General features: G+C 69.2%; 9 protein-coding genes. All 9 read left to right on the top strand.

Annotation, left to right across the window (positions count from 1 at the left end):
• Nucleotides 1–3: 3 nt before the first annotated feature.
• Nucleotides 4–927 carry a carbohydrate ABC transporter permease gene (locus tag AB0A61_RS28115; RefSeq protein WP_361297932.1) on the top strand — a complete coding sequence of 308 codons (924 nt, stop codon included), beginning with the start codon at nucleotides 4–6 and terminating at the stop codon, nucleotides 925–927.
• Nucleotides 928–1,142: 215 nt separating this feature from the next.
• Complete coding sequence (locus tag AB0A61_RS28110; protein WP_361297929.1) at nucleotides 1,143–2,342, top strand: ROK family transcriptional regulator; 1,200 nt, start codon at nucleotides 1,143–1,145, stop codon at nucleotides 2,340–2,342.
• A 134-nt stretch (nucleotides 2,343–2,476) separates the two neighbouring features.
• Complete coding sequence (locus AB0A61_RS28105) at nucleotides 2,477–3,577, top strand: substrate-binding domain-containing protein (RefSeq protein ID WP_361298107.1); 1,101 nt, start codon at nucleotides 2,477–2,479, stop codon at nucleotides 3,575–3,577.
• A gap of 185 nt (nucleotides 3,578–3,762) precedes the next feature.
• Nucleotides 3,763–4,554, top strand: coding sequence for an ATP-binding cassette domain-containing protein (locus AB0A61_RS28100; protein WP_361297926.1), 792 nt, complete (start codon nucleotides 3,763–3,765; stop codon nucleotides 4,552–4,554).
• Nucleotides 4,551–5,843, top strand: a complete 1,293-nt coding sequence (locus AB0A61_RS28095; RefSeq protein WP_361297923.1) for a sugar ABC transporter permease — start codon at nucleotides 4,551–4,553, stop codon at nucleotides 5,841–5,843. The genes AB0A61_RS28100 and AB0A61_RS28095 overlap by 4 nt, the downstream gene beginning before the upstream one ends.
• 194 nt (nucleotides 5,844–6,037) lie before the next feature.
• Nucleotides 6,038–7,966, top strand: a complete 1,929-nt coding sequence (gene dxs / locus AB0A61_RS28090; protein WP_361297921.1) for a 1-deoxy-D-xylulose-5-phosphate synthase — start codon at nucleotides 6,038–6,040, stop codon at nucleotides 7,964–7,966.
• A gap of 173 nt (nucleotides 7,967–8,139) precedes the next feature.
• Nucleotides 8,140–9,657, top strand: coding sequence for an amino acid permease (locus tag AB0A61_RS28085; RefSeq protein ID WP_361297919.1), 1,518 nt, complete (start codon nucleotides 8,140–8,142; stop codon nucleotides 9,655–9,657).
• A 213-nt stretch (nucleotides 9,658–9,870) separates the two neighbouring features.
• Nucleotides 9,871–10,071: a hypothetical protein gene (locus AB0A61_RS28080; protein WP_361297916.1), complete on the top strand. Its 201-nt coding sequence runs from the start codon at nucleotides 9,871–9,873 to the stop codon at nucleotides 10,069–10,071.
• 21 nt (nucleotides 10,072–10,092) lie between these two features.
• Nucleotides 10,093–12,231 (top strand): FxsB family cyclophane-forming radical SAM/SPASM peptide maturase, encoded by a 2,139-nt coding sequence (locus AB0A61_RS28075; RefSeq protein WP_361297913.1) that lies wholly within the window; start codon nucleotides 10,093–10,095, stop codon nucleotides 12,229–12,231.
• The last annotated feature ends 3 nt before the right edge of the window (nucleotides 12,232–12,234 follow it).

The following is a 12,234-nucleotide window of genomic DNA, read 5'->3' as shown; positions in this document are numbered from 1 at the left end:
CAGATGAAGACGACCGAGACCTCTGCTCCCGTACCGGCCGAGTCCGGAGCCCCCGTCGACAGGATCGGCACGCCTGCCGGGACAGCGCGCAAGGAGAAGAAGGAGGGCACCGTCCTCAACGTCTTCTCGCACGGGATCCTCGTCATCTGGGCGATCATGGTCGTGATGCCGCTGCTGTGGGCGGTGATGACGTCCTTCAAGACCGACAGCTCCATCTTCGGTTCGCCCTGGGCGCTGCCCGACAAGCTGCACTTCGGCAACTGGGCGCGGGCCTGGACCGACGCCAACATGAGTGACTACTTCCTCAACACCGTCCTGGTGGTGGGCGGCTCGCTCATCGGCACGCTGGTGCTGGGCTCCATGGCGGCCTATGTGCTGGCCCGGTTCGACTTCCCGGGCAACCGCTTCATCTACTTCCTGTTCGTCGGCGGCATGAGTTTCCCGATCATGCTGGCGCTGGTCCCGCTGTTCTACGTGGTGAACAACATGGGGCTGCTGAACACGATCCACGGCCTGATCCTGGTCTACATCGCCTACTCGCTGCCGTTCACGGTGTTCTTTCTCACCGCGTTCTTCCGGACCCTGCCGACCTCGGTGGCGGAGGCCGCGTTCGTGGACGGTGCGTCGCACACCCGTACGTTCTTCCAGATCATGTTGCCGATGGCAAAGCCCGGCCTGATCAGCGTGGGGATCTTCAACTTCCTGGGCCAGTGGAACCAGTACATGCTGCCGACGGTGCTGAACACCGATCCGGACAAGCACGTGCTCACCCAGGGACTGGTCCAGCTGGCCGTCAGCCAGGGCTACAAGGGGGACTGGTCCGGTCTCTTCGCCGGCCTGGTCATGGCGATGCTGCCGGTGCTGGTGGCCTACATCGTCTTCCAGCGCCAGGTGGTGCAGGGGCTGACGGCCGGAGCCCTCAAGTAACCCCGGGACCTCCGCCGCGCCCCCGCCGCATCCACGCCGCCCCCGGCCGCCGGGCGCGGCATCCGGGTGCATGTGCATGACTCCGCAGGTGTGGCCAAGGACCCGGAAACGGTTCAACCTCTTGACGGGAGGCAACCCGAACAGCTCAGCTTAGAGTTCACTAGTTGGACATAGACGGGGCCTCGCCGAAGCGGCCCCGCGCTCAGGAGGTCGTCGTGGAGACTCCAGGGTCGCAGTCGTCGCTGCACCGAGCCAACCTGGAGCGGGTCGTACGCGCCGTGCGGCTGGCAGGATCCCTCACGCAGGCGGAGATCGCGAGGACCACGGGACTGTCCGCGGCGACGGTCTCCAACATCGTGCGGGAGCTAAAGGACGGCGGAACGGTGCAGGTCACGCCCACCTCGGCGGGCGGCCGCCGGGCCCGGAGCGTGTCCCTGAGCGGGGATGCCGGCATCGTGATCGGTGTCGACTTCGGGCATACCCATTTGCGGGTCGCGATCGGGAACCTGGCCCACCAGGTGCTGGCCGAGGAGGCCGAACCGCTGGATGTCGACGCCTCCTCGACGGAGGGCTTCGACCGGGCGGAAGAGCTGGTCAACCGCCTGATCGCGGTCACGGGGGTCGACCGTTCCAAGATCGCCGGAGTGGGCCTCGGTGTGCCCGGCCCGATCGACGTGGAGTCCGGGACCCTGGGGTCCACGGCCATCCTGCCGGGCTGGACCGGCATCAAGCCCGCGGAGGAGCTGCGCGGGCGGCTCGGGGTGCCCGTGTACGTGGACAACGACGCCAACCTCGGCGCCCTCGGTGAGCTGGTGTGGGGCAGCGGCCGAGGGGTGCGCGACCTGGCGTACATCAAGATCGCGAGCGGTGTCGGCGCGGGCCTGGTGATCAACGGGAAGATCTACCGCGGACCGGGCGGCACAGCGGGCGAAATCGGTCATATCACTCTCGACGAATCCGGCCCGGTCTGCCGCTGCGGCAACCGGGGCTGTCTGGAGACCTTCGCGGCCGCGCGCTACGTGCTGCCGCTGCTCCAGTCCAGTCACGGCACCGACCTCACCATGGAGGGCGTCGTACGGCTCGCCCAGGGCGGTGATCCGGGCTGTCGTCGGGTGATCGCCGACGTCGGCCGGCACGTGGGCAGCGGGGTTGCCAATCTGTGCAACCTGCTGAATCCGAGCCGGGTGGTCCTCGGTGGCGACCTCGCCGAGGCCGGTGAGCTGGTGCTCGGCCCGATCAGGGAGTCCGTCGGGCGGTACGCCATCCCCAGCGCGGCGCGCCAACTCTCCGTACTTCCCGGGGCACTTGGGGGCCGTGCGGAGGTGCTCGGGGCGCTCGCCCTCGCGCTCAGCGAGATGGGCGATTCGACCCTTTTGGACGGCTCCCTGCCGGCGGCTACCCCCGCGTTCACTTAGAGAACGGATGGCACCGTTGCCATCTCGTTAAGGATTTACTTCTTGACGTCGCACGTGTGGCCGAGTTGACTTCCAGCCACCTCGGCCGCAACGACGCGGCCTCGTCAGGGAGGTTTAAAGAAGTGAACACGCGTATGCGTCGTGCGGCCTTCGCCGTTGCTGCTGGTGCCATGGCCGTCTCGCTCGCCGCCTGTGGCAGCGCCAAGGAGTCCGGTGGCGGCTCCGCCAAGGCCTCCGGCAGCGCCAAGAAGGGCGATGCCATCAAGGTCGGTCTGCTCCTGCCGGAGAACCAGACCGCTCGTTACGAGAAGTTCGACCGCCCCATGATCGAGAAGAAGGTCAAGGAGCTCACCAACGGCAAGGGCCAGGTCGTCTACGCCAACGCCAAGCAGGACGCCTCGCTGCAGAACCAGCAGGTCGACACCATGATCACCAACAAGGTGGACGTGCTGATCGTCGACGCCGTGGACGCCGCCGCCATCAAGAACTCGGTGCAGAAGGCCAAGGACCAGGGCATCCCGGTCGTCGCCTACGACCGCCTGGCGCAGGGCCCGATCGACGCCTACACCTCGTTCGACAACGAGACGGTCGGCAAGACCCAGGGCGAGGCGCTGCTGAAGGCGCTGGGCTCCAAGGCCAAGTCCGGCAAGATCGTCATGATGAACGGCTCCTCCACCGACCCGAACGCCGCGCAGTTCAAGAAGGGCGCCCACGAGGTGCTCGACGGCAAGGTGAACGTCGGCAAGGAGTACGACACCAAGGAGTGGAAGCCGGAGAACGCCAACTCCAACATGGAGGGCGCCATTTCGGCTCTCGGCAAGAACAACCTCGTCGGCGTCTACTCCGCCAACGACGGCATGGCCGGCGGTATCATCACCGCCCTCAAGGCCGCCGGCATCTCCAACATCCCGGTCACCGGCCAGGACGCGGAGCTCGCGGGTGTGCAGCGCATCGTCTCCGGTGAGCAGTACATGAGCGTCTACAAGCCGTACGCCCCCGAGGCCGCCGCCGCCGCCGAGATGGCCGTGGACCTGGCCCAGGGCAAGCCGCTCTCCGTCGCCAAGGACAAGGTCGACAGCCCGACCACCAAGCAGGTGCCCTCGGTCCTGGTGCCGGTCACCGCGCTGACCAAGGACAACATCAAGGACACCGTCGTCAAGGACGGCGTCTACACGATCCCGGACATCTGCACCGCCCAGTACAAGGCGGCCTGCGACAAGATCGGTCTGAAGTAAGCAGCGGTCCGCGCCTTTCCAACTAGGGGAATTCGCTCTTGAATTCCCCCAGCGGGACGAAGGCGCCCACAGGCTCCTCCGGCGCCCCGCGAATCAAACAGCCCCGCAAGCTCGTGCGGGGTGCCGGACGGAACAATCCCCCCAAACTTCTGCACAACCTCCCGCCGGGTCAGGCGGCGAAGGAGATGGTTCACGTGTCCGCTACGCCCGTGCTGGCGTTGCGCGGGGTCTCCAAGCGGTTCGGTGCCGTCCAGGCGCTCACCGACGTAGAGCTTGAGGTCCACGCCGGTGAGGTGGTCGCCCTGGTCGGCGACAACGGCGCCGGAAAGTCCACGCTGGTCAAGACGATCGCCGGCGTGCACCCCATCGATGAGGGCGCCATCGAATGGGAAGGCAAGACGGTCCAGATCGGCAAGCCGCACGACGCCCAGAACCTGGGCATCGCGACGGTCTACCAGGACCTCGCCCTCTGCGACAACATCGACGTCGTCGGCAACCTCTACCTGGGCCGGGAGATCCGCAAGCGCGGTGTCCTGGACGAGGTGGAGATGGAGCGCCGCTCCCGCGAGCTGCTGGACACGCTCTCCATCCGCATCCCCAGCGTCCGCATCCCGATCGCCTCGCTCTCCGGCGGTCAGCGCCAGACTGTGGCCATCGCCCGCTCCATGCTCGGTGAGCCCAAGCTCGTCATCCTCGACGAGCCCACCGCCGCCCTCGGCGTCGAGCAGACCGCTCAGGTCCTCGACCTGGTGGAGCGGCTGCGGGAGCGCGGTCACGCCGTGATCCTCATCAGCCACAACATGGCCGACGTGAAGGCCGTCGCCGACAAGGTGGCCGTCCTGCGTCTGGGCCGCAACAACGGCGTCTTCGAGGTCAAGTCGACCTCACAGGAAGAGATCATCTCCGCCATCACCGGCGCCACGGACAATGCCGTCACCCGTCGTGCGGCGCGCACCAATGGGGAGATCAAGAAGTGAGCATCGACAAGACCTCCACGCCCCCCGAGGACACCGTCGTGGAGAACCCCGAGGCGGCACGCGGCTCCGACGTCGCCGTCGACCCCCGACTGCTGGTGCGCGAACAGGGCCTCGCGGGATACGTCACCGAGTTCAAGCGGAAGATGAAGGCCGGTGACCTCGGGTCCATGCCGGTCGTCATCGGCCTGGTGGTCATCTGGATCATCTTCCAGAGCCTGAACTCCAACTTCCTCACCGCGGGCAACCTGTCCGACATCTCCGTCGCCATGGTCGGCACGGGCATGATCGCCGTCGGCATCGTGTTCGTCCTGCTGCTCGGTGAGATCGACCTGTCGGTCGGTTCGCTCTCCGGTGTGGCGGGCGCGACCTTCGCGGTGCTGAACGTCACTCACGGCATGAACGAGGTGCTGGCCTTCGTGCTGGCCATCCTCACCGGAACGGTCGCCGGTGCGATCCAGGGCTTCTTCTTCGCCAAGATCGGTGTGCCGGCGTTCGCCGTCACCCTGGCCGGCCTGCTGTTCTGGAACGGCTTCATGCTCAAGATCCTGGGCGACAACGGCACGATCAACCTGAACAGCGACGGACTGGTCGCCAAGCTGACCACGTACTACTTCTCCGACGTGGCCGCGGCCTACGGTCTGGCCGCCGCGGTGACGGTGCTGTTCTTCCTCAGCTCCTTCTACGGCAACAAGCGCCGCGAGGCCGCCGGCGTGCCGTCCAGGCCGCTCAGCGAAACCATTCTGCGCACCGGGCTGCTGGCCGTCGTCTCCTTCGCCGTGGCGATCGTGTTCAACCAGTACAAGGGTCTGCCGCTCGCCGTGGTGGTCTTCGTCGGCGTGCTGCTGGTCTCCGACTTCGTCCTGCGCCGCACCCCGTACGGCCGCAAGATCTTCGCACTCGGCGGCAGCGTCGAGGCGTCCCGGCGTGCCGGTATCAACGTGGACATGGTCCGGATCTCGGTCTTCGCCATCTCCGGCACGTTCGCGGCGCTCGGCGGTCTGTTCATCGCCTCCAAGATCGCGTCCGCCAACCAGGGCGCCGGTGGCGGTGATCTGCTGATGAACGCGATCGCGGCGGCCGTGATCGGCGGTACGTCCCTCTTCGGTGGCCGTGGCCGCACCTGGAACGCGCTCCTGGGCGTGCTGGTGATCATCTCGATCCAGTACGGCCTCGCCCTGGAGGGCATCGCCTCCCCGGTTCAGTACATGATCACCGGTGGCGTCCTGCTGGCGACCGTCGTCATCGACGCGGTGACCCGCAAGACGCAGAAGACGGCGGGGCGCGCGTAGCGCCGTCCGGCCAAGCCACTGTGCCCGGCACCAACGGCGGTGCCGGGCACAGTCATGTCATGGAAAAGGTCTCACCGGGGTACCGCCGTTCGCGTGACCTACGACGCACGGCCCGGACATCGGCCGCTCAGGCGGAACATTAGACTCGACAGGCCCGGCAACAGCTCGATCAGCTCTACTGCAAGGAGGCACGGGTGCCGCTGCTGACCCGCATCAGGGGACCGCGCGATCTGGACCGGCTCAGCCTGGAGGAGCTGGACCAGCTGGCAGAGGAGATCCGGACCTTCCTCGTCGAGGCCGTCTCCAAGACCGGCGGCCACCTGGGCCCCAACCTCGGCGTCGTGGAGCTGACCATCGCCCTGCACCGGGTCTTCGACTCACCGAAGGACAAGGTGCTGTGGGACACGGGCCACCAGTCCTACGTGCACAAGCTGCTCACCGGCCGCCAGGACTTCGCCCGCCTGAAGATGAAGGGGGGCCTGTCGGGCTACCCCTCGCAGGCCGAGTCCGAGCACGACGTCATCGAGAACAGCCACGCCTCCACGGTCCTGGGCTGGGCCGACGGTATCGCCAAGGCCAACCAGCTGCTGGAGCGCGACAGCCACGTCGTCGCGGTGATCGGCGACGGCGCGCTGACCGGCGGCATGGCCTGGGAGGCGCTCAACAACATCGCCGATGCCAAAGACCGCCCGCTGGTCATCGTCGTCAACGACAACGAGCGGTCGTACGCGCCCACCATCGGCGGCCTCGCCAACCACCTGGCCACCCTGCGCACCACGGACGGTTACGAGCGCTTCCTGGCCCGCACCAAAGAGGTACTGGAGCGCACCCCCGTCGTCGGCAAACCCCTCTACGAGACCCTGCACGGAGCCAAGAAGGGCCTGAAGGACTTCATCGCCCCGCAGGGCATGTTCGAGGACCTGGGCCTGAAGTACGTCGGCCCGATCGACGGCCACAACATCGAGGCCCTGGAGTCCGCCCTCGCCCGCGCCAAGCGCTTCGGCGGCCCGGTCATCGTGCACTGCCTCACCGAGAAGGGCCGCGGCTACCAGCCCGCCCTCCAGGACGAGGCCGACCGCTTCCACGCCGTGGGCAAGATCCATCCGGACACCGGCCTGCCCATCGCCACGTCCGGCGCCGACTGGACCTCCGTCTTCGGCGACGAGATGGTCAAGCTCGGCAAGGAGCGCAAGGACGTCGTCGCCATCACGGCCGCCATGCTCCAGCCGGTCGGCCTCGACAAGTTCGCCAAGGCCTTCCCGCACCGGGTCTACGACGTCGGCATCGCCGAGCAGCACGGCGCGGTCTCCGCGGCCGGCCTGGCCCACGGCGGACTGCACCCCGTGTTCGCCGTGTACGCCACCTTCCTCAACCGCGCCTTCGACCAGGTGCTGATGGACGTGGCGCTGCACCGCTGCGGCGTCACCTTCGTACTGGACCGGGCCGGTATCACCGGCACCGACGGTGCCTCCCACAACGGCATGTGGGACATGTCGATCCTCCAGGTCGTCCCCGGTCTTCGGCTGGCCGCCCCGCGCGACGCCGACCAGGTCCGCGCCCAGCTGCGCGAGGCGGTCGAGGTCGACGACGCGCCGACCGTGGTCCGCTTCTCCAAGGGCGCCGTCGGCCCGGCCGTACCCGCCGTGGGCCGCGTCGGCGGGATGGACGTACTGCGCGAGCCGGGCACCGACACCCCGGACGTGCTCCTCGTCTCCGTCGGCGCCCTCGCACCGATGTGCCTGGAGGTCGCCGCGCTCCTCGACAAGCAGGGCATCTCCACCACCGTCGTCGACCCGCGCTGGGTCAAGCCCGTCGACGAGGCCATGGCCCCGCTCGCCGAACGGCACCGCGTGGTGGTGACGGTCGAGGACAACTCCCGCGTCGGCGGTGTCGGCTCCGCGATCGCCCAGTCCCTCAGGGACGCGGGCGTCGACGTGCCGCTGCGCGACTTCGGCATCCCGCCGCGCTTCCTGGACCACGCCTCCCGCGCCGAGGTCATGGCGGAGATCGGCCTGACCGCGCCCGACATCGCCCGTCAGGTCACCGGGCTCGTCTCCAAGCTCGACGGCCGGTTCGAGCGGACCGGCGCCGAGGTCGACTCGGTGGAGCCCGCGCGCGACTGACACTCCGACGGGCCCTTCAACCCATTGGGCCGGTTCCGCCACCCCACCGGTGGCGGAACCGGCCCCGCTGCGTGAACCTGCCAGTGCCGGGGCATACGCATCCCCAGCCCTCTCGATCAAGTCGAGCCATGTCGAGGACGACAAAGAGGACGGCAAACAGGGGAGGTAGGCACGTGAGCAGTACGCTCTTCAGGACGAAGAACGTCGAGCAGTCGATCCAGGACACCGAGGAACCCGAACACGCACTCAGGAAGTCCCTGTCCGCGCTGGATCTGACCGTCTTCGGTGTCGGTGTCATCATCGGCACCGGCATCTTCGTCCTCACCGGCAAAGTCGCCAAGGAGAACGCGGGTCCGGCCGTCTCCCTGGGCTTCGTCGCGGCGGGCGTCGTCTGCGCTCTCGCCGCGCTGTGCTACGCGGAGTTCGCCTCCACCGTCCCGGTGGCGGGGTCCGCGTACACCTTCTCGTACGCCTCCCTGGGCGAACTGCCCGCCTGGATCATCGGCTGGGACCTGGTCCTGGAGTTCGCCCTCGGCACGGCGGTGGTCGCCGTCGGCTGGTCGGGCTACATCCGCTCGCTCATGGACAACGTCGGCTGGCACCTGCCGGCCTATCTGTCGGGCCGGGAGGGCGCCTCGGGCTTCGGGTTCGACATCCTGGCCGCCGCCCTCGTCCTCGTCCTCACCTGCATCCTCGTCGTCGGCGTCAAACTGTCCGCACGCGTCACCACGGTCATCGTCGCCGTCAAGGTGACCGTCGTCCTCATCGTGATCATCGCGGGCGCGTTCTTCATCACGGGCACCAACTACCAGCCGTTCGTCCCCCCGGCCCAGACCGTGGCGGCGGAGAGCAGCCTCAAGGCCCCGCTGATCCAGCTGATGTTCGGCTGGGCGCCGTCCAACTACGGCGTCATGGGCATCTTCACCGCCGCCTCGGTCGTCTTCTTCGCCTTCATCGGCTTCGACATCGTGGCCACGGCCGCCGAGGAGACCCGCAACCCGCAGCGCGACATGCCGCGCGGCATCCTCGGCTCGCTGTTCATCTGCACCGTGCTCTACGTGGCGGTGGCGGTCGTCGTGACCGGTATGCAGAACTACCGGAACCTGTCCATCGATGCCCCCCTCGCGGACGCGTTCAAGGCCGTCGGCCACCCCTGGTTCGCGGGCGTGATCAGCTTCGGCGCCGCGGTCGGTCTGACCTCGGTCTGCATGATCCTGCTGCTCGGCCAGACCCGGGTGTTCTTCGCGATGAGCCGGGACGGACTGCTGCCGCGTTTCTTCTCCCGCGTCCACCCGCGCTTCCGGACCCCGCACCGGCCCACCATCCTGCTCGGCGTGATCATCGCGATCGTCGCCGGCTTCACCAGCCTGAGCGAACTGGCGGAGCTGGTGAACATCGGCACGCTGTTCGCCTTCGTCGTCGTCGCGATCAGTGTGATCATCCTCCGCAGGACCCGGCCCGACCTGCACCGCGCCTTCCGCACCCCGTGGGTGCCGGTCATCCCGATCCTGTCGGTGTGCGCGTCGCTGTGGCTGATGCTGAACCTGCCCGCCGAGACCTGGCTCCGGTTCGCCGTCTGGATGGTGATCGGCTTCGGGGTCTACTTCCTCTACGGCCGCTCGCACAGCCGGCTGGCCGGACGCGAGCAGTCCACGGCCGGCCGGGCACCGGGGGCCGGCACCGTTCCCTAGGGGGTGATCCGAACGGCACCCCCTGGATTGCCGATCACGGGCGTCGCGTGCGGAGTCGTCCCGCGCGGGCCTGGCCGAACCTGGCTCGTATGCGCCCTTCGCGGCTCTTGTCACTGCGCTGATCCGGCCCTGATGATGGTGGTCCGGTGAGGTGTCCTCGCACCTCGACTGCCCAGTGTCTACCCGTCCGTTGAACCGGCGAAGGAGACCACGATGAGCACTGCCGGAGCACATTCCGGTGCGGATCCGAACGGATTACCGGCGACGACCACACAGCCGCCGCAGTGCACCACCCGCATCCCGGACTGCGCCGGCACGCCCCTGGACGCCCTGGCCGACACCGACCCGGGCACGCTGAGCCGACTGCTGCCGTCCACGGGGCCGTGGGGCCCCAGCTTCAACTCCAGCATCTGAACGGGCCGGACACCGCGGGCGATGACCGTCGAGGCGAGGGGGTTCAGGCAGTTCGTCCTGAAGGTGCACAGCAGGTGCGACCTCGCTTGCGACCACTGCTACGTCTACCGCCACGCCGACCAGAGCTGGCGCAGAAGACCGCGGGTCGTCCCGGACGCGGTGGTGACGGCGACGGTGTCCCGGATCGCCGAGCACGCCCGGGCCCACCCCGAGGTGCCGCGGCTGCACGTCATCCTGCACGGCGGCGAGCCGCTGCTCGCGGGACGCGAGCGGCTGGCCCGGATCGCCTCGGCCCTGCGCGAGGCCCTCGACGGAGTGTGCGACCTCGACCTGCGCATGCAGACCAACGGCCTTCTGCTGGACGAGGACGTCTGCGCCATGCTGGTCCGCGAGGGGATCCGCGCCGGCATCTCGCTGGACGGGGACCGCGCCGCCAACGACCGGCACCGCAGGCGGAGCGACGGCACGGGATCCTACGACGCGGTCGTGCGCGCGGTCCGCCTCATCGGCTCTCCGCGCTACCGGTCCGCCTTCGCGGGCCTGCTGTGCACCGTCGACGTCGAGAACGACCCGATCACCGTGTACGAGGCCCTGGCCGCGCTCGCCCCGCCCCGGGTGGACTTCCTGCTGCCGCACGCCACCTGGGACCACCCACCGCCGCGTCCCGCGGACCCTCCGGACGCCTACGCCCAGTGGCTGATCCGCGTCTACGACCGCTGGAGAGACAGGGGCCGCCCCTTCCCGGTCCGCCTCTTCGACTCGCTCGAAGCCGGCCGTGACGGTCGCGACTCCTTCACCGAGGCGCTCGGCCTGGGCAGCCCCGACCTCGTCGTGGTGGAGACCGACGGGGAGATCGAGCAGGCCGACTGGCTCAAGACGGCGGAGCAGGACGCGCCACGGACCGGATTCCACGTCCTGCGCCACTCCTTCGACCAGGCGGCCGGGCACCCCGGGTTCCTCGCCCAGCAGACCGGAGTGGCCGGCCTGTGCCGCACCTGCCGGGACTGCCGCGTGGTGCGCATCTGCGGGGGCGGGCTCTACGGTCACCGCCACCGTTCCGGCAACGCCTTCGACAACCCGTCCGTGTACTGCGACGACCTCTTCCGGCTGATCGGCCACGTCCTGCGGGCCCCCGGCCCGGGCCGGGCCGTCCGCGCCCACACCCTCACCCCGGCCGGCTTCGACTCCCTGGCCGCGGGCGACGGCGACGACGACGCGCTGCGCGGCCTGCTGCGCGCCGAGGCCAGCATCCGCAGGATGCTGCTGGCCGCCGTGTGCGCCAGGTACCCGGGCCCCGAGGCAGCCGCGCTGACCCGGCTGGACCGCCGGTGGCCGCACCAGACGGCCGCCGCGCTGCGCCACCCCTACCTCGGCGCGTGGGCGGTGCGAGGCCTGGAAGGACGGCTGCGGCCGGACGCCGTCCGGCAGCGGCTCGCCGAGATCGCCGTGTCCGCGGCCCTGCGTGCGGGCGCCGACCTGCGGATCGGGCTGCCCGCGACCGCCGGCTCGATCCATGTGCCCTCCTTCGGGCGTCTGGTCCTGCCCGCGTCCGGCGACCAGGTCGTGCTCGCCGCACACGGCGGCACCCTGCTGATCGGCACCGACGGCCACGAAGCCGCGCTGCCGGTCGCCCGCGCCCCGGACCGCGCCGGGCGCTGGGAGCCGGTGCGCCGCATCGTGGCCGGGGAGTTGCGGGTCCTCCTGGAGGACGGCGACCCCTACCGGGACGGCTACCCCGCGACGCCCTCGCCCCGACTGGACGACGCCGAGTACGGCCTGTGGGCCCGGCGGTTCACCGAGGCCTGCGACATCGTCCGCACCCGGCACGCCCGCCGCGCACCGGGCATCCGCACCCTGCTCGCCGCATGTACCCCCCTGCGCGGGGAAGACGGGCAGAAAACGGCAGCCGCCCACCCGCAGGCCTTCGGCGCCCTGGGGCTCACCCTGCCGGAAACCGCCGGGTCGCTGGCCGAGCTGATCGTAGAAGGAGTACAGCAGGTGAAGTTCAACGCCCTGTTGGACCTGTTCGATCTCGCCACGGACGACGAGGCGGTGGAAGGCCTGCGGTCCGCCTACCTCGGCCGGCTTCCGGCAAGCCGGGTGCCGCACGACGGACTCACCCGCCAGGGGCGCCGCGTCGCCGCCAGGCTGCGGGACTGACGG

It is taken from the genome of Streptomyces sp. NPDC046197 (assembly GCF_040646295.1).
Lineage (GTDB): Bacteria > Actinomycetota > Actinomycetes > Streptomycetales > Streptomycetaceae > Streptomyces.
This window is presented reverse-complemented; position numbering and strand designations above follow the sequence as displayed.

Bases quoted from the DNA above. Each gene is read 5' to 3' on its own strand.
- AB0A61_RS28115 (WP_361297932.1), top strand. From the start codon at position 4: ATGAAGACGACCGAGACCTCTGCTCCCGTACCGGCCGAGTCCGGAGCC.
- AB0A61_RS28105 (WP_361298107.1), top strand. From the start codon at position 2,477: ATGCGTCGTGCGGCCTTCGCCGTTGCTGCTGGTGCCATGGCCGTCTCG.
- AB0A61_RS28100 (WP_361297926.1), top strand. From the start codon at position 3,763: ATGGTTCACGTGTCCGCTACGCCCGTGCTGGCGTTGCGCGGGGTCTCC.
- AB0A61_RS28080 (WP_361297916.1), top strand. From the start codon at position 9,871: ATGAGCACTGCCGGAGCACATTCCGGTGCGGATCCGAACGGATTACCG.
- AB0A61_RS28075 (WP_361297913.1), top strand. From the start codon at position 10,093: ATGACCGTCGAGGCGAGGGGGTTCAGGCAGTTCGTCCTGAAGGTGCAC.